General features: G+C 71.6%; 12 protein-coding genes and 3 pseudogenes. 13 read left to right on the top strand and 2 right to left on the bottom strand.

Annotation, left to right across the window (positions count from 1 at the left end):
* Nucleotides 1-25: 25 nt before the first annotated feature.
* The 4 genes and pseudogenes from VR44_RS10850 to VR44_RS10840 all read left to right on the top strand — a co-directional run bounded on the left by VR44_RS10850 (nt 26) and on the right by VR44_RS10840 (nt 6,642).
* Nucleotides 26-1,936 (top strand): IucA/IucC family protein, encoded by a 1,911-nt coding sequence (locus VR44_RS10850; protein ID WP_094191549.1) that lies wholly within the window; start codon nt 26-28, stop codon nt 1,934-1,936.
* Between the two features lie 30 nt (nt 1,937-1,966).
* Nucleotides 1,967-2,677 (top strand): annotated as a pseudogene (locus VR44_RS42455) (GNAT family N-acetyltransferase); the annotation flags it as partial.
* Between the two features lie 70 nt (nt 2,678-2,747).
* Nucleotides 2,748-4,604, top strand: a complete 1,857-nt coding sequence (locus tag VR44_RS10845) for an IucA/IucC family protein (protein ID WP_045947220.1) — start codon at nt 2,748-2,750, stop codon at nt 4,602-4,604.
* Between the two features lie 51 nt (nt 4,605-4,655).
* A pseudogene (locus tag VR44_RS10840) lies at nt 4,656-6,642 on the top strand (ATP-dependent DNA helicase).
* A gap of 89 nt (nt 6,643-6,731) precedes the next feature.
* Here the strand turns inward: VR44_RS10840 and lexA are convergent.
* Entirely contained in the window at nt 6,732-7,526 is a 795-nt protein-coding gene (gene lexA, locus VR44_RS10835) for a transcriptional repressor LexA (protein ID WP_045947219.1), read from the bottom strand.
* A 518-nt stretch (nt 7,527-8,044) separates the two neighbouring features.
* Between lexA and nrdR the strand changes: the two genes are divergently transcribed.
* From nrdR to VR44_RS10805, 6 genes are all read left to right on the top strand, one after another.
* On the top strand, nt 8,045-8,560 hold the full coding sequence (gene nrdR / locus VR44_RS10830; RefSeq protein WP_045947218.1) for a transcriptional regulator NrdR: 516 nt from the start codon (nt 8,045-8,047) through the stop codon (nt 8,558-8,560).
* Nucleotides 8,561-8,694: 134 nt separating this feature from the next.
* Nucleotides 8,695-11,574, top strand: coding sequence for a vitamin B12-dependent ribonucleotide reductase (locus VR44_RS10825; RefSeq protein WP_045947217.1), 2,880 nt, complete (start codon nt 8,695-8,697; stop codon nt 11,572-11,574).
* A gap of 172 nt (nt 11,575-11,746) precedes the next feature.
* On the top strand, nt 11,747-12,583 hold the full coding sequence (locus VR44_RS10820) for an arylamine N-acetyltransferase family protein (protein ID WP_052713544.1): 837 nt from the start codon (nt 11,747-11,749) through the stop codon (nt 12,581-12,583).
* A 33-nt stretch (nt 12,584-12,616) separates the two neighbouring features.
* Nucleotides 12,617-13,222, top strand: a complete 606-nt coding sequence (locus VR44_RS10815; protein ID WP_045947215.1) for a YdbC family protein — start codon at nt 12,617-12,619, stop codon at nt 13,220-13,222.
* A gap of 73 nt (nt 13,223-13,295) precedes the next feature.
* Nucleotides 13,296-13,955, top strand: coding sequence for a histidine phosphatase family protein (locus tag VR44_RS10810; protein ID WP_045947214.1), 660 nt, complete (start codon nt 13,296-13,298; stop codon nt 13,953-13,955).
* Nucleotides 13,956-13,966: 11 nt separating this feature from the next.
* Nucleotides 13,967-14,884, top strand: a complete 918-nt coding sequence (locus tag VR44_RS10805; RefSeq protein WP_045947213.1) for an ADP-ribosylglycohydrolase family protein — start codon at nt 13,967-13,969, stop codon at nt 14,882-14,884.
* 114 nt (nt 14,885-14,998) lie between these two features.
* Here the strand turns inward: VR44_RS10805 and VR44_RS10800 are convergent, their stop codons facing one another.
* Entirely contained in the window at nt 14,999-16,552 is a 1,554-nt protein-coding gene (locus VR44_RS10800) for an MFS transporter (protein WP_045947212.1), read from the bottom strand.
* 139 nt (nt 16,553-16,691) lie between these two features.
* On the opposite strand from VR44_RS10800, the gene VR44_RS10795 reads away from it, so the two are divergent.
* The 3 genes and pseudogenes from VR44_RS10795 to VR44_RS47020 form a co-directional block, all read left to right on the top strand.
* Nucleotides 16,692-17,297: a TetR/AcrR family transcriptional regulator gene (locus VR44_RS10795; RefSeq protein WP_045947211.1), complete on the top strand. Its 606-nt coding sequence runs from the start codon at nt 16,692-16,694 to the stop codon at nt 17,295-17,297.
* A 127-nt stretch (nt 17,298-17,424) separates the two neighbouring features.
* Nucleotides 17,425-18,135 (top strand): ribonuclease HII, encoded by a 711-nt coding sequence (locus tag VR44_RS10790; protein ID WP_045947210.1) that lies wholly within the window; start codon nt 17,425-17,427, stop codon nt 18,133-18,135.
* Between the two features lie 59 nt (nt 18,136-18,194).
* Nucleotides 18,195-18,392 (top strand): annotated as a pseudogene (locus VR44_RS47020) (hypothetical protein); the annotation flags it as partial.

Genomic DNA, 18,392 nt, shown 5'->3' with positions numbered 1-18,392 from the left:
GCCCTGGACCGGAGCCGAAGCCGGACTGTCACCCGAGGCTCCCGGCCTGCCACGACACGGGGCCGGAGCGGGCGGGCTGCCCCGGGCAGGGGCGGCGGGCGGGACCGTGCCCCGCCAGAAGGCCGGCACCCCCCGGCCCCGGGTGGGCGGGACCGGACCCGTCGGGCCCGAGCCGGCCGCGCTGCCCGACCTGCTGGACCACCCCGACCCGGCCACCGCCGCCGAGGCCGCCACTGTGGAGAACCTGCTGCGGTGCTGGGTCCGCGAGAGCGGCATCGGCCGCCCCGACGGGCCCCCCGGCACCCTGCTCCGCATCCCCCTTCCCGCATCCGCCGCCACCCTGCTCGTTCCCGTCCGGCACTGGTCCGAGGCCGGCTGGCACCGCTTCGCCCCCGCCCGTCTCGAAGGGGCCCCCGCCGAAGCCCCCGCAGTGGACGCCGTCACCCTCGCCGCCCTCCTCGCCCGCGAAGGCAACGGCCGCGGTGCCGACCTCGTCGGCCGGGTCGCCGACTCGGTACGCCGCACCGCCGAGTTCATCGCCGACCGGCGCCGCCGCCCCACCGCGCCCGCCCCCATCGCCGGGGACCTCTTCCTCACCGCCGAACAGTCCCTCCTCCTCGGCCACCCCCTCCAACCGGACCCCAAGAGCCGCGAAGGGCTCTCCGAAGCCGAAGCCGACCGCTACTCACCCGAACTCCACGGCTCCTTCCCCCTGCACTGGTTCGCCGTCGCACCGACCGCCCTCGCCACGGACTCCGCCTGGACCGAACGCGGCCGCCCCGTCTCCGCCGCCCAGCTCCTCGCCCGACTCGCCGCCGGGCTCCCGCTGCCCGCCGGCACCACCCCCCTTCCCCTGCACCCCTGGCAGGCCCGCGACCTCCTCCAGCGCCCCGCCGTCGCAGCCCTCCGCGACGCCGGACTCCTGACCGACCTGGGCGCCCACGGAGCCCCCTGGTACCCCACCTCCTCCGTCCGCACCGTCCACCGGCCCGGCACCCCGGCGATGCTCAAGCTCTCCCTGGGCCTGCGCATCACCAACTCCCGCCGCGAGAACCTCCGCAAGGAACTCCACCGAGGCGTCGAGGTGCACCGGCTGCTCCGCACCGGCCTCGCCGAGCAGTGGCAGAGCGCGCATCCCGGTTTCGACATCGTCCGCGACCCCGCCTGGGTCGCCGTCGACACCCCGGCCGGCAACCCCGTACCCGGACTCGACGCCCTGCTGCGCCACAACCCCTTCCGCTCCGACGACGACGCCGTCTGCGTCGCCGCACTCACAGCCCCCCGCCCGTGGCCCGGACGCAACACGATGCGCTCCCGGCTCGCCGACACCGTCTCCCGGCTCGCCACCAGCACCGGCCGCCCCGCCTCCGCCGTCGCCACCGAGTGGTTCCTGCGCTACCTCGACCACGTCGTCCTGCCCGTCCTGGCCTTCGACGCGCTCGCCGGTATCGCCCTCGAAGCCCACCAGCAGAACACCCTGGTCCTCCTCGACCGCGCCGGCTGGCCCGTCGGCGGCCGCTTCCGCGACAACCAGGGGTACTACTTCCGCGACTCCCGGTGGTACTACTTCAGCGACTCCCGGCGCACCGAACTGGAACACCGGCTCCCCGGCATCGGCCGCGCCAGCGACACCTTCGTCCCCGACGCCGTCACCGACGAACGCTTCGCCTACTACCTCGGCATCAACAACGTGCTGGGCCTCATCGGGGCCTTCGGATCCCAGCGGCTCGCCGACGAGCGCGTACTCCTCGCCGCCTTCCGCCGGTTCCTCGGCAAGGCCGCAGACCTCGGCCCGCTCCCCGCGCAGCTGCTGGACTCACCCACCCTCCGCTGCAAGGCGAACCTGCTGACCCGCCTGGGCGGCCTCGACGAGCTCGTCGGCCCCGTCGAGACGCAGTCCGTCTACGTCACCATCACCAACCCCCTCCACGACTGACGCGCTCCCACCGACACGGAGAAGAGCCCGATGCCCCCCGCCGAAACGACCACCAGCACCGCGACCGGTCCCGCCCGCCACGAGACCGCCCACTACGAGACCGCCCACTACGAGACCGCCCACCACCAGACCGCCGAACACCGCTTCGCCGTCGGACTGCTGCCCCTGCTCGCCGAGGCGGACCTCCTCGACTCACCCGCAGGCTGGGGCGCCCTCCCCACGCCGGCCGGAGCCTTCCGCCTCGAACCGGTACGGCCGGGCCGGGACCTGCAGCTCCTCACCCGCTGGATGAACGACCCCGACGTCGCCGCCTACTGGGAGCTGGCCGGCGCCTCCGCCGTCACCGCCGCCCACCTGCGGACCCAACTCGACGGCGACGGCCGCAGCATCCCCTGCCTCGGCGTACTCGACGGCACCCCGATGAGCTACTGGGAGATCTACCGGGCCGACCTCGACCCGGTCTCCCGCCACTACCCGGCGCGCCCCCACGACACGGGTATCCACCTGCTGATCGGAGACGGCACGAACCGCGGCCGGGGCCTGGGGACCACGCTGCTGCGCGCCGTCACCGAGCTCGTCTTCGACAACCGTCCCCGCTGCACACGGGTCATCGCCGAACCGGACATCCGCAACACCCCCTCCGTATCAGCCTTCCTCGCCGCCGGTTTCCGCTACGCCACGGAAATCGAACTCCCCGGGAAGCGCGCCGCCCTGATGATCCGGGAGGGGTCGCTGCGCAACCGTCCCTCCACGCCTCTCACTTCGAAAACTCCGCGGGCCACCGCGGAGTTCCCGATCCTCGAGGAGTCCCGTGCCGAATTTCCCCGCAGCCCCAGACTCCGCGGAACCCGCCCTCCCCCCGTCGCCCCAGCACCCGTGCACGCCTCCCGAACTCAACCGCCCGACCTGGGACGGCGCGGCCCGCAGGCTGCTCGCCAAGATGCTTTCCGAGTTCGCGTACGAGGAGATCGTCACCCCCGCCCCGGCCCCGGCCGCCGCGGGCGACGCCTGGACCCTGACACTCGACGACGGCAGCAGCCTCGGGTTCCGCGCCCGCCGCCGCGCCTACGGCAGCTGGCAGGTCGCGCCGGACTCCATCACCCTCACCCCGCCACCCCCCTCCGCCGAACCGCCGGAAGCCTTCGCGGACCCCTACGGCTTCCTCGTCCGCGCCCGCACCCTCCTCGGCCTCGACGGCCCCACCCTCGGCCACCTCATCCGCGAGCTCAGCGCCACCCTCGCCGCCGACGCCCGCCTCGACCACCACGCCCTCACCGCCGACGTCCTCGCCGACCTGGACTACGCCGCCCTCGAAGGGCACCAGACGGGCCACCCCTGGCTCGTCCCCAACAAGGGCCGCGTCGGATGGTCCGCAGCGGACGCCGCCGCCTGGGCCCCCGAAGCCCGCACCCCGCAACGCCTGCCCTGGCTCGCCGCCCACACCTCCCTCGCCGAGTACCGCGGCGGCGCCGGCCTGGAGGACCCCGCGCGCCTCTACGCGGCCGAACTCGACCCCGTCACCCGCGCCGCCTACGACCAGACCCTCCGCGACCGGGGCCTGGACCCCCTCCGCTACCTCTACCTGCCCGTCCACCCCTGGCAGTGGGACGAGGTCGTCCTCCCCCTCTTCGCGCCGGCCCTCGCCTCCGGCGCGCTGGTACCGCTCCCCGCCGACCCCGACGAACGGCTTCCGCAGCAGTCCGTCCGCACCTTCCTCAACCTCACCCGCCCCGACCGCCACAGCGTCAAACTCCCGCTGTCCGTCTTCAACACCATGGTCTGGCGGGGCCTGCCCAGCGACCTCACCCTGGCGGCCCCCGCGGTGACCGCCTGGATCCACTCCCTGCGCGACGCGGACCCCTTCCTCCGCGACGAATGCGGGGTGGTCCTGCTCGGCGAGGTCGCCTCCGTCACCGTCCGCCACCCCGTGTACGACCGGCTCCCCGAGGTCCCGTACCAGTACAAGGAACTCCTCGGTGCGATCTGGCGCGAACCCCTCGGCCGCCACCTCGCCCCCGGCGAGCGCGCCCGTACCCTCGCCTCACTCCTCCACACCGACCCGCGTGGACGTTCCTTCACCGCCGAGCTCGTCGCCCGCTCCGGTCTGACGCCCGCGGTCTGGCTCCAGCACCTGTTCACGGCCCTGCTGCCCCCGCTGCTCCACTTCCTCTACCGCTACGGCACCGTCTTCTCCCCGCACGGAGAGAACGCGGTCGTGATCTTCGACGAGCACGACGTGCCGGTCCGCCTCGCGATCAAGGACTTCGTGGACGACGTCAACATCAGCCGCACCTCCCTGCCCGAGCACGCCTCCATGCCCGCCGACGTCCGGGCGGCACTGCTCACCGAGCCGCCCGCCTTCCTCACCCAGTTCATCCACTCCGGCCTGTTCATCGGCGTCTTCCGCTACCTCTCCGCCCTGTGCGAGGACCGGCTCGGCGTCCCCGAGGACGAGTTCTGGTCCCTCGTACGGGCGGAGATCCTCCGCCACCAGGCGCGTTTCCCCGAGCTCAAGGACCGCTACGAACTCTTCGACCTGCTGACCGAGCGGATCGACCGGCTCTGCCTCAACCGCAACCGGCTCCACGAGGACGGATACCGGGACCGCCCCGACCGCCCCCACGCGGTCACCCACGGCACCGTGCCCAACCCCCTGCACCATCCGTGAGGCCGGATCGGTACGTCACTGTCAGCGGCGCCCCGTAGGGTTGGTCCTGCTATGACGAAGCCCTCCCTCTCCGACCTGCTGCACGCCGCCGTCTCCGCCGTCGGCGGCACGGAGCGCCCCGGCCAGGTCGCCATGGCCGAAGCCGTCGCCGAAGCGATCGACGACAACTCGCACCGGCTCATCCAGGCCGGCACCGGCACCGGCAAGTCCCTCGGCTACCTGGTGCCGGCCCTCGCGCACGGCGAGCGCGTCGTCGTGGCCACGGCGACGCTGGCGCTCCAGCGCCAGCTGGTCGAGCGGGACCTGCCGCGCACGGTCGAGGCGCTGCATCCGCAGCTGCGCCGACGGCCGCAGTTCGCCATGCTCAAGGGCCGGTCGAACTATCTGTGCCTCCACCGGCTGCACGAGGGCGCCCCGCAGGACGAGGAGGAGGGCCTCTTCGACCAGTTCGAGGCGGCCGCCCCCACCAGCAAGCTCGGCAAGGACCTGCTGCGCCTGCGCGACTGGGCGGACGAGACCGAGACCGGCGACCGCGACGACCTCACCCCCGGAGTCTCCGACAAGGCCTGGAGCCAGGTCTCGGTCTCCTCCCGGGAGTGCCTGGGGGCGACGAAGTGCGCGTACGGCGCCGAGTGCTTCGCGGAGGCGGCCCGTGAGCGGGCCAAGCTCGCCGATGTGGTGGTCACCAACCACGCACTGCTCGCCATCGACGCCATCGAGGGCGCGCCCGTCCTGCCGCAGCACGAGGTGCTGATCGTGGACGAGGCCCACGAGCTGGTTTCCCGCGTCACCGGCGTGGCCACCGGCGAGCTCACCCCGGGGCAGGTCAACCGGGCCGTGAAGCGTGCCGCCAAGCTGGTCGACGAGAAGACCGCGGACTCCCTGCAGACCGCCTCGGAGACCTTCGAACGGGTGATGGAGCTGGCGCTTCCCGGCCGCCTGGAGCAGATTCCCGACGACCTCGGATACGCGCTGGCCGCCCTGCGCGATTCCGCGCGCAACGTGATCTCCGCGATCGGTGCCACCCGCGACAAGTCCGTCCACGACGAGGACGCCGTCCGCAAGCAGGCCCTGGCCGCGGTCGAGAACGTCCACGCGGTGGCGGAGCGGATCATGATCGGCTCGGAGTACGACGTCGTCTGGTACGAGCGCCACGACCGGTTCGGTGCCACCCTCCGGGTCGCGCCGCTGTCGGTGTCGGGGCTGCTGCGAGAGAAGCTCTTCGAGGACCGCTCGGTGGTCCTCACCTCCGCCACCCTCAAGCTCGGCGGGGACTTCAACGGGGTCGCGGCCTCCCTCGGCCTCTCCCCGGAGGGCGTCGAGGGGGAGGACGTACCGCTCTGGCGGGGGCTGGACGTCGGGTCCCCGTTCGACTACCCGAAGCAGGGCATCCTCTACGTCGCCAAGCACCTGGCCACCCCGGGCCGGGAGGGCACCCGCGGCGACATGATGGACGAGCTGGCGGAGCTGATCGAGGCGGCCGGCGGCCGCACCCTCGGCCTCTTCTCCTCCATGCGCGGGGCCAAGGCGGCCGCCGAGGAGCTGCGCGGCCGGCTCGACAATCCGATCCTGCTCCAGGGCGAGGAGACGCTGGGCGAGCTGATCAAGAACTTCGCCGCCGACCCGCGCACCTGCCTGTTCGGGACGCTCTCCCTGTGGCAGGGCGTGGACGTGCCCGGTCCCAGCTGCCAGCTGGTGATCATGGACCGGATCCCGTTCCCTCGCCCCGACGACCCGCTGATGAGCGCGCGGCAGAAGGCGGTCGAGGAGAACGGCGGCAACGGTTTCATGGCGGTCGCCGCCACGCATGCGGCCCTGCTGATGGCCGGCCCTGCTGATGGCGCAGGGCGCGGGCCGGCTCGTACGGGCCTCGGGCGACCGGGGCGTCGTCGCCGTCCTCGACCCGCGCCTGGCCACGGCCCGGTACGGGAGCTTCCTGCGGGCCTCGCTGCCCGACTTCTGGTACACCACGGACCGCAACCAGGTCCGCCGCTCGCTGGCCGCGATCGACGCGAGCGCCCAGGCCGACGGCAAGTAGGTCCGCAGGCCGGAGGCCCGGCCTACAGCGGACATGGAACAGCTCCGGGACCGGCGCAGAGGGTCCCGGAGCTGGCTGTGGGCGAGGGGTCAGACCCGGCGCAGTACCGCGACCACCTTGCCGAGGATGGTCGCCTCGTCGCCGGGGATGGGCTGGTAGGCGGCATTGTGAGGGAGCAGCCACACGTGCCCGTCCTCCCGCTTGAAGCGCTTGACCGTGGCCTCGCCGTCCAGCATCGCGGCGACGATGTCGCCGTTCTCCGCGACGGGCTGGCGACGGACGGTGACCCAGTCGCCGTCGCAGATGGCGGCCTCGATCATCGAGTCGCCGACGACCTTGAGCACGAACAGCTCGCCGTCGCCCACGAGCTGGCGCGGGAGCGGGAACACGTCCTCGACCGACTCCTCGGCGAGGATCGGGCCGCCGGCCGCGATCCGGCCGACCAGGGGAACGTAGGAGGCGGCGGGCTTGCCGGTGGTGTCGGTGGGCTGCGAGCTGGGCTGGTCGGAGCCGCGCACCTCGTAGGCGCGGGGGCGGTGCGGGTCGCGGCGCAGGAAGCCCTTGCGCTCCAGGGCCATCAGCTGGTGGGCGACGGAGGAGGTGCTGGAGAGGCCGACGGCCTGGCCGATCTCGCGCATCGACGGCGGGTAGCCGCGGCGCTGCACGGAGTCCCGGATGACCTCGATGACCCTCCGCTGCCGGTCCGTGAGCCCGGAGCTGTCGGCGCGGATGCCTGGAGGCCGCCCTGGCAGCGAGCGTGCGGGGCGCACGGTGGCCTCCGCCTCCGGATTCTGACTTGCGTCACTCATGGCATGCACCGGCTCGAGTCGGCTCTGGGAGCGGTTCTGGGCAGTGATGGTGGCACTGTCTGCGGTGGTGGTCACGTCGGCCCCTCTCGAAATGTTCTCCCTAGCTGGACAACGGTAGTTGCTTTCGAAAGGTTGCGCCAAACACACGTTCGAGTGAAAAATCGCGGATCGCCCACCCGGGTTATAGCGGTGGGTGTATGGCCGGCCGGTGCGGATGGCCGGCCCGGACGGCGGGGCGGAGGCGTGTGGGCCGGCCCGTCGTCCGAACGTGGATTCGGAACCGCGTCTGCTGCTTACGGTACCCTTCCGGGTTGGGTCGCCGCCGCCCGGGGCCGTGCCCAGTGTGGCACCGGAACCCGCGGAAACCGGCCATCGGGCCGCGCGACACGCGTAGGGGCTCAAATCCTCCCCAACGCAAGATCTAGTGGTTGGATGAGCGTCGCAACCCACAAGTTGTGGTCCACGGTCGGCTCAGACCTCCGGGATCGCATATGCTTGTGGCTGCTTCACGAGCCCCCGGCAGAGACTCGCTCTCTGTCGCCGAAGGGCTCCGTGGGGTCATTCAGTCGTGCCAAGAGGAGGGTGAGGGAACCATGCACTGCCCCTTCTGCAGGCACCCCGACAGCCGCGTCGTCGACAGCCGCACCACCGACGACGGAACGTCGATCCGCCGACGCCGTCAGTGCCCCGACTGCTCCCGTCGCTTCACGACGGTGGAGACGGCCTCGCTGATGGTGATCAAGCGAAGCGGGGTCACCGAACCCTTCAGCCGCACCAAGGTCATCTCTGGCGTCCGCAAGGCGTGCCAGGGGCGGCCGGTCACCGAGGACGCCCTCGCCAAGCTCGGCCAGCGGGTCGAGGAGGCGGTGCGCGCCACCGGGAGCGCCGAGCTGACCACCCACGACGTGGGTCTGGCCATACTCGGCCCGTTGCAGGAGCTCGACCTGGTCGCGTACCTGCGGTTCGCGTCCGTGTACAAAGCTTTCGACACCCTTGAAGACTTCGAGACCGCCATCGCGGAACTTCGCGAGCCGCGGCCTCACCCCCATGAGTGCGAGCACGGAGGGACCCCCCCGGTCGTCCCCGTGCCCGCCTCCGCCGCCGACTGACCGCACGGGGCCGCAGCGCAGTGCGGCCCCGCCGGCCGGCAGGGCGAGATTCGTAGATACAAGACACAGCATTGTGCCGCGGAATATCGCTGGCACTTTAGGGCGTTTTTGCCCGCATATGGGAGGCAGGCGGCATGACAGAGACGGCGAGCAGCTCGGCACGTGGTTCCCGCGCCAAGGGGACCAAGGCCGCCAAGGGCGGCCTGCGGATCGAGCGCATCCACACCACCCCCGGCGTGCACCCGTACGACGAGGTGAACTGGGAGCTCCGTGACGTCGTCATGACGAACTGGCGCGACGGCTCGGTCAACTTCGAGCAGCGCGGCGTCGAGTTCCCCGACTTCTGGTCGGTGAACGCGGTCAACATCGTCACCAGCAAGTACTTCCGCGGCGCCGTCGGCACGCCGCAGCGCGAGACCGGCCTGAAGCAGCTGATCGACCGCATCGTCAAGACGTACACGAAGGCCGGCGAGGACTACGACTACTTCGCGTCCCCCGCCGACGCGGAGATCTTCGAGCACGAGCTGACCTACGCCCTCCTGCACCAGATCTTCAGCTTCAACTCCCCGGTGTGGTTCAACGTCGGCACGCCCCAGCCGCAGCAGGTCTCCGCCTGCTTCATCCTCTCCGTCGACGACTCCATGGAGTCGATCCTCGACTGGTACAAGGAAGAGGGCATGATCTTCAAGGGCGGCTCCGGCGCCGGCCTGAACCTCTCCCGCATCCGCTCCTCCAAGGAGCTCCTCTCCTCCGGCGGCAACGCCTCCGGCCCCGTCTCCTTCATGCGCGGCGCCGACGCGTCCGCCGGAACGATCAAGTCGGGCGGCGCCACCCGCCGCGCGGCCAAGATGGTCGTCCTGGACGTGGACCACCCGGACGTCGAGGACTTCATCGCCACCAAGGTGAAGGAGGAGGAGAAGATCCGCGCCCTGCGCGACGCGGGCTTCGACATGGACCTGGGCGGCGACGACATCACGTCCGTCCAGTACCAGAACGCCAACAACTCCGTCCGCGTGAACGACGAGTTCATGACGGCAGTCGAGAACGGCACCGAGTTCGGCCTGCGTGCCCGCATGACCGGCGAGGTCATCGAGAAGGTCGACGCCAAGGCGCTCTTCCGCAAGCTCGCCGAGGCCGCGTGGGCCTGCGCCGACCCGGGCATCCAGTACGACGGTGTGATCAACCACTGGCACACCTGCCCCGAGTCCGGCCGCATCACCGCGTCCAACCCGTGCAGCGAGTACATGCACCTGGACAACACGTCCTGCAACCTCGCCTCGCTGAACCTGATGAAGTTCCTGCACGACGACGGCAAGGGCGCCCAGTCCTTCGACGCCGAGCGCTTCGCCAAGGTCGTCGAGCTCGTCATCACCGCGATGGACATCTCCATCTGCTTCGCGGACTTCCCGACGCAGAAGATCGGCGAGAACACCCGAGCCTTCCGCCAGCTGGGCATCGGCTACGCCAACCTCGGCGCCCTGCTGATGGCCACCGGCCACGCGTACGACTCGGACGGCGGTCGCACCCTCGCCGCGTCGATCACCTCGCTGATGACCGGCACCGCGTACAAGCGCTCCGCCGAGCTGGCCGCCATCGTCGGCCCGTACGACGGCTACGCCCGCAACGCCGACTCGCACAAGCGCGTCATGAAGCAGCACGCCGACGCCAACGCCGTCGCGCCGCGCACCGACGACCTGGACAACGCGATCTGGGCCGCGGCCACCGAGGCCTGGCAGGACGTCCTGCGCCTCGGTGAGAAGAACGGCTTCCGCAACGCCCAGGCCTCCGTCCTCGCGCCGACCGGCACCATCGGTCTCGCGATGTCCTGCGACACCACCGGTGTCGAGCCGGACCTGGCCCTGGTCAAGTTCAAGAAGCTCGTCGGCGGCGGCTCGATGCAGATCGTCAACGGCACCGTCCCGCAGGCCCTGCGCCGCCTGGGCTACCAGGAGGAGCAGATCGAGGCGATCGTCGCCCACATCGCCGAGCACGGCAACGTGGTCGACGCCCCCGGTCTGAAGACCGAGCACTACGAGGTCTTCGACTGCGCGATGGGCGAGCGCTCCATCTCCCCGATGGGCCACGTCCGCATGATGGCCGCGATCCAGCCCTGGATCTCCGGTGCGATCTCCAAGACGGTCAACATGCCGGAGACGGCGACCGTCGAGGAGATCGAGGAGATCTACTTCGAGGCGTGGAAGCTGGGCGTCAAGGCGCTCGCGATCTACCGCGACAACTGCAAGGTCGGCCAGCCCCTCTCCGCCAAGAAGAAGGAGGAGGAGAAGGCCGAGATCACCGAGAAGGCCGAGGAGACCATCCGCACCGCGGTCGAGAAGGTCATCGAGTACCGTCCGGTCCGCAAGCGCCTCCCCAAGGGCCGCCCGGGCATCACCACCTCCTTCACGGTCGGTGGCGCCGAGGGCTACATGACGGCCAACTCCTACCCGGACGACGGCCTGGGTGAGGTCTTCCTGAAGATGTCCAAGCAGGGCTCGACCCTCGCGGGCATGATGGACGCCTTCTCGATCGCCGTCTCGGTCGGTCTGCAGTACGGCGTCCCGCTGGAGACGTACGTCGCGAAGTTCACGAACATGCGCTTCGAGCCGGCCGGTATGACGGACGACCCGGACGTGCGGATGGCGCAGTCGATCGTCGACTACATCTTCCGTCGCGTGGCGCTGGACTTCCTGCCCTTCGAGACCCGCTCGGCCCTCGGCATCCACTCCGCCGAGGAGCGCCAGCGCCACCTCGACACCGGTTCCTACGAGCCGCTCGAGGAGGAGCTGGACACCGAGTCCCTCGCCCAGTCGGCGCCCGTCGCCGCCGTGGCCAAGCCGGTGACGGTCGTCCCGGTCCCGGCCCCGAAGACGGCGCACAGCAACGCCGAGCTGGTCGAGATGCAGATGGGCGTCTCCGCCGACGCCCCGCTCTGCTTCTCCTGCGGTACGAAGATGCAGCGCGCCGGCTCCTGCTACATCTGCGAGGGCTGCGGCTCCACCAGCGGCTGCAGCTGACGGCTGACGCCTAGCGCCATGTGAAGAGGGTGCCGACCTCCGGGTCGGTGCCCTCTTCGGCTTGTGCGGCGCGGCGGGTGAACGGGGTGGTGCGCGGCGCGGGGCGTGGTGATCATTGAGCGGGGCCCGCGGGAGCACGCGGGCCATGGGAACACCATGGCGGGGGAGTCGGATGGGCACGTGGAGCGGTGACGAACTGGATCTGGGCGCGTACCTGGCGCGGATCGGGCTGGGCGGCAGGGCCCGGGAACTCCGGCCGGACCTCAGGACGTTGTACGAGGTGCACCGCGCCCACACCGCCGCCATCCCCTTCGAAAGCCTGGACGTCCTGCTCGGCCGCCCCGTCGCGCTGGAGGTCAAGGCCCTCGAGGACAAGCTCGTGCGCGGCCGCCGCGGCGGCTACTGCTACGAGCAGAACTCGCTGCTGGCCGCTGCCCTGGAGCGGATCGGCTTCGAGGTCTCCGGGCGCGGCGCCCGCAACCGCACCCGGGGCGAGAGCCTGCTGGCGGTGACGCATGCGGCCCTCGTGGTCACCGTCGAGGGCGAACCGTGGCTCTGCGACGCCGGGTTCGGCTACCAGGGCCCGCGCGAGCCCGTTCCGCTGGGGCGGCCGGGGGCCGAGGTGCGCCAGGGGCCGTGGACCTTCGCCGTCGGCGAGGAGGAGGACGGGCTCCTCGTCCTCCGCATCCGCCGCGGGGACGCCTGGCGGGACCTGTACGCCTTCTCCCCCCAGCGCTACCACCCCGTCGACTACGTCGTGCTGAACCACTACAGCTCCACGCACCCCCGCTCCTCCTTCATCGGGCGGACCCTCGTGCAACTCCCGGGCGACGCGGTGCGCAAGACGCTCGTGGGGCGGGAGCTGATGCGCCTGTACCCCGACGGGAGGACCGAGCGGGAGCCCGTCGCCCCGGAGGGGCTGCCCGGCCTGCTCGACCGGGAGTTCGGCCTTCGGCTGCCCGAGCGGGATGCGGCCGAACTGGTACGCATCCACCGCTCCGAGGACTGACCGGGGCCGGGCCCGGGCCCGTACGATGGCGCGGTGCTGGTCAAGTGGATTCGCTGCACGGTGACGGACCGACGCGGGTTCGAGCGCGGGCAGCGCAAGTGGGCGGGGCTGCCCGGCGAACCCGGATTCCGGGGGCAGGGCGGCGGCTGGAGCAGAGGCCGGCAGGGGGTCGCGCATGTCTTCGCGTTCTGGGAGAGCCGTTCCTTCTACGACTCCTTCATGGCCCGCTCGCACGACAGACTGGCCGCCGCCCAGACCGGCACCTACACCGACGCGAGGGTCACGCTCTTCGACTACCGCTTCGACGTGAAGACCGGCTTCGAGCCGCGCTTCAGCGACGCCGACGTGGTCCGGGTCGCGCACACCCGCGTCCGGGAAGGCCGTGTGGAGCACTTCGCGCTGATGCAGGAGAAGGTCTGGAACCCCGCCATGGCCGGGTCGCCCGGGATGATCAGGGGACTCTTCGGCGAGGCGCCGGGCCGGGAGTTCCTGGTGCTGTCCATGTGGCGTGCGGCGGCCGAGCACGGAAAGTACCGGCAGGAGCGGGTGGAGCGGCTCTCGCTGCGCGCCCAGACCGAGGCCGACGTCGAGGCGCTCACCGGGGACGTCGTGGACCTCGAACCCAGCTGGACGGTATGACCGTACGACGGATCCGCCCGGCGACCGGCGTGCCCGGGGCGCACCCGCCCCGGGCGCCGCATAGGGTCGGGGCATGGTTCGACCACGGCGCATCGTCCTCGTCCGGCACGGGGAATCGGAGGGGAACATCGATGACACGGTGTACGAGCGCGAGCCCGACCACGCCCTGCGCCTGACCCGCGCCGGGCGTGAGCAGGCCGCCGAGGCCGGGGTCCGGCTGCGCGAGCTCTTCGGAGAGGAGCACATCAGCGCGTACGTCTCCCCCTACCGCCGGACCCTCCAGACCTTCCGGGAGCTGCGCCTGGACCCCGCGCGGGTGCGGATGCGCGAGGAGCCCCGGCTGCGCGAGCAGGACTGGGGCAACTGGCAGGACCGGGACGACGTCAAGCTCCAGAAGGCCTACCGGGACGCGTACGGGCACTTCTTCTACCGTTTCGCGCAGGGCGAGTCCGGAGCCGACGTCTACGACCGGGTCGGCTCCTTCCTGGAGAGCCTCTACCGCAGCTTCGAGGCACCCGACCACCCGGAGAACGTGCTGTTGGTGACGCACGGTTTGACGATGCGGCTCTTCTGCATGCGCTGGTTCCACTGGTCGGTGGCCGAGTTCGAAGCCCTCTCCAACCCAGGGAACGGCGAATTCCGGGTGCTGATGCTCGGACCCGACGGCCGGTACCGGATGGACCGCCCGTTTGAGCGGTGGACCACACCCGAGCCTTATGACCTGGACGGCTAAAGTGGCGCGCGATGACCGCTGATTCCGCTTCCGAACGGCGCTACGCACGCGCCCTGTCCAGCCTCCGCGGGCTGGCCCTGGGGGACGCCCTGGGCTCCCAGTACTTCGTCCCCGTGAACCTTCCGCTGCTCAAGCGGCGCGAGCTGCCGGCCGGCAGCGAACCGTGGCAGTGGACCGACGACACCGAGATGGCCTGCTCGGTGGTGGCCGTGCTCGCCGCGCACGGGCGCATCGACCAGGACGCCCTGGCGTCCTCGTTCGCCGAGCACCACGACTTCGACCGCGGCTACGGGCCCGCCGTGAACCGGATGCTGCGGCTGGTCCGCGAGGGAGAGGACTGGCGCACCCTGGCCGCCGAGCTCTTCAACGGGCAGGGATCCTGGGGCAACGGCGCGGCGATGCGGATCGCACCGCTGGGCGCCTGGTACGCGGAGGACCCCGAGCAGGCCACCCACCAGGCCGAGATCTCCGCCTACACCACCCACCAGCACCGCGAGGCGGTGTGCGGAGCGATGGCCGTCGCCGCCGCGGCCGCGCTGGCGGGGGCCCCCGCGGGCCCGCCGTCCGCCGAGGAACTGCTGGACGGGGTGATCGCGCTGGTGCCGCGCAGTGCCGTGGGCGCCGGCGTGCGCCGGGCGCGGGACATGCTGGACTACGGCGACGCCAACACCGTCGCGGCCGTGCTGGGCTGCGGCCGGCGCACGAGCGCCCACGACACGGTGCCGTTCGCACTGTGGTCGGCGGCGCGGGCGCTGGACGACTTCGAGCGGGCCTTCTGGACCACCGCCCAGGTGGGCGGGGACGTGGACACGACCTGCGCGATCGTCGGCGGGATCCTGGGCGCCCGCGGGGACGCCGCGCTGCCCCCGGCCTGGCTGGCCCGCACCGAGGCCCTGCCGGCCTGGCTGCCGGAGACGCCCGCGGCCTAGTCGGGCTTGGACCCAGGAGCCGGGTGCGGGGGCCTTCTTGCCGCAGGCCCGGGTGCGGGGTGTGCCCCGCAGCAGGGCCTGCGCGCAGCGGCCTTCGCGTACGGGCCTGCCCGCTCAGGCCGCCGGACCCGCCTCGGCGGCGGCTCCGCTGAGGGCGTCCAGGTCGCTCTTGCGGACCCGGATCACCAGCAGGGCGCTGGCCAGGGCCAGTCCGGACATGGCGACGGCGGCGGTGAAGGCGCTGGAGATGCCCTGGGTGAGGACGAGGTCGCCCCAAGGGTCCGGCAGCCGTCCGGTCTGCCGGAACGCCGCCAGCTGCGCCGGGTCGGCCTGCGCCATGAAGGCGGGGACCTGCCGGGCGGCCTCGTCGCGGCCGGCCGTGCCGAAGACGGTGACCAGGATGGACAGGCCCAGGGAACCTCCGACCTGCTGGCTGGCGTTGAGCAGTCCGGAGGCCGCCCCCGCCTCCCGGGGCGCCACGCCGGAGACGGCCGTGAGGGTGAGGGTGACGAAGTTCAGGCCCATGCCGAAGCCGAACAGCAGCATCGGGCCGAGCACGCCGGAGAGGTACGTGCTGTCGGTGCGGATGAAGGTCAGCCAGGCGAGGCCCGTCCCGGTGAGCGCGGAACCGGTGACCATGAACGGTTTGGGACCGAGGCGGGGCAGCAGGCGCTGCGAGAGGCCGGCGGCCGTGATGATCGCAGCGGTCACGGGCAGGAAGCCGAGACCGGACTGGATCGGCGAGAAGCCCAGCACGTTCTGTACGAACTGGACGATGAAGAAGAACATGCCGAACACGGCGGCGGCCAGGCCCAGCATGATCAGGTAGGTGCCCGCACGGTTGCGGTCGGCGAACATCCGCAGCGGGATGATCGGTTCGGCGGCACGGGACTCGATCAGCACGAACAGGCCGAGCAGGGCGACGGCGGCACCGAAGGATCCGAGGGTCAGCGAGTCGCGCCAGCCGTCCTCCGAGGCGCGGATGAACCCGTAGACGAGTGAGGTCATGCCGCCGGTGGCGGTGAGCGCTCCGGCGGCGTCGAAGCGGCCCGGGTGCCGTTCGGACTCGTTGATGTAGAGCGGCGCCAGGACGGTGATCAGCACGCCGATCGGCACGTTGACGAAGAGGACCCAGCGCCAGTCGAGCCATTCGGTCAGCATGCCGCCGGCCAGCAGCCCGACGGCGCCTCCGCCGGCGGAGACGGCGGCGAAGACGCCGAACGCGCGGTTACGGGCCGGGCCTTCGGCGAAGGTGGTGGTGATCAGGGCGAGTGCGGTCGGGGAGGCGATGGCGCCGCCGACACCCTGGAGGGCCCGGGCGGCCATCAGCTGCCAGGGTTCCTGGGCGAAACCGCCGAGCAGGGAGGCCAGGGTGAACAGCAGGATTCCGGCCATGAAGACCCGGCGCCTTCCCAGGATGTCGCCGGCCCGGCCGCCGAGCAGCAGCAGGCCGCCGAAGGCCAGGGTGTAGGCGCTGATCACCCAGGAGAGGTCGGTGGTGGAGAAGGAGAGCGCGGTCTGGATGTGCGGGAGCGCGATGTTCACGATCGTCGCGTCGAGGACGACCATGAGCTGGCAGGCGGCGATGACCGCGAGTGCTACACCCGGTCGGCCGGGCCGGCGGGCGGCCCCGGGTATCCGGGGTGGGGCGAGTTGAGCGCTTTTCACTGTGGATCCCCCCGAAGTGAAATAGTGAACGCTTCCGTTCACGGCGGGTCCACGGTAGGAGTCCGCACGGAGGGAACGCAAGCGTTCACTATGGCTGGAAATCCGTGCGAAGCCGCGCGGATGGTCGGAGGTTTCGGGCATGGCGGGTTCGGGCTGGACGGAGGGGGCGCCGCCGGTGCGCAGGCGGGGTCCCGAACTCGAACGGGCGATCCTGGACGCGGCGCTGGAGCAGCTCGGCAGCGTCGGCTGGAACGCCCTCACGATGGAAGGGGTCGCCGCCGGGGCCCGTACCGGCAAGGCGGCTCTCTACCGGCGGTGGCCCTCGAAGGCGGACCTGGTCGCCGACGTGCTGCGCCGGGGACTGCCCGCACTGGGGGAGACGCCGGACCAGGGATCGATCCGTGAGGACCTCTACCGGCTGTGCGTGCGGATGCGCGACGTCATGCGCTCTCCGGCCGGGATGGCCCTCCGTGCGGTGCTTCACGAATGCGACCCGGCTCATGGCGACCTCTTCCGCGAGGTGATCTGGAAGGGGCTGCACGAGCCGGCCCGCGAGGTGATCGGTGAGCTGCTACTCCGCGGTATCCAGCGGGGCGACGTCCGTCCGGATGCCACGAGTCCGCTGATCACCGATGTGATCCCGGCGATGCTGATGTATCGCGCCAAGGTGTGCGGAAGTGAATGGCCGGACCGCGAGATCGCCGAGATGATCGACGGGCTGATGGTGCCGATGCTCCGCGCCTGAGCGGCCGGCGGCCCGGACGCGGCACCCGCGCACGGGTCCGCGCGCGGGCCGCCCGTCACACGGTGCGCGGGCTTGCCCCAGGCCGGGGTGTGCAGGCGGCCCGGGGCGGCGTAACCTTGCTGGCGCCATGCCGTACGAAGCACCCACCCACACCGTCGAGCGCTCCCTCCGTGCAACCACCGGCGCCAAGGTCATCGCCGGGGTCGACGAGGTCGGACGAGGGGCCTGGGCCGGTCCCGTCACCGTGTGTGCGGCGATCACCGGCCTGCGCCGGCCGCCCGAGGGGCTCACCGACTCGAAACTGCTCACCCCCAGACGACGCGACGAGCTGTTCGACGTCCTGCAGGCCTGGGTCACCGCGCACGCCCTCGGACACGCCTCCCCGGAGGAGATCGACGAGCTGGGGATGACGGCCGCTCTGCGGCTCGCGGCGGTACGCGCGCTGGACGCCCTTCCGGTGCGGCCCGACGCGGTGATCCTCGACGGCAAGCACGACTACCTCGGCACGCCCTGGCGGGTCCGTACGGTGATCAAGGGTGACCAGTCCTGCATCGCCGTCGCCGCGGCCTCGGTGATCGCCAAGGTCCAGCGCGACCGGATGATGGCCGGACTCGGCGAACCCGGCGACGGAATCGAGCAGTTCGCCTTCGCCGCCAACGCCGGTTACCCGTCGCCCGTGCACCGCGCGGCGCTGGAGGAGCGCGGTCCCACCGTGCACCACCGGCTCTCGTGGTCGTACCTCGACGCGCTCCCCCAGTGGCGGCACTTGAAGAAGGTGCGCCGCAGCGAGGAGTCGGTGGAGCTGGAAAACGGAGGCCAACTCGGCTTCGATTTCTGATCGCACCCACGTGCCACCCACCGGTACGTTTCGTACCGGTGTTTGATAGACATCAACTCATGCCTCTCACCCCCGCCATCGAGGAGCCTCAGATTCACGAGAGTGCCCAGGGTCCCCGCGTCACGCCGGCCGCGAGCCGCACCGCGCAGACCCCCCGCCCCGTACCTGGTCCGCGTCCCGCCGCCGTACCCCGGCCCGGGCGCCCCGGTCCCGTCCGCCCCGCCCCGCCCGCGCAGCGCGTGGGACAGGCCACCCCC

The organism is Streptomyces katrae (assembly GCF_000966975.1).
Classification (GTDB): domain Bacteria; phylum Actinomycetota; class Actinomycetes; order Streptomycetales; family Streptomycetaceae; genus Streptomyces; species Streptomyces katrae.
The sequence above is the reverse complement of the archived record's forward strand: the minus strand, read 5'-3'. Positions and strand labels throughout refer to the sequence as shown.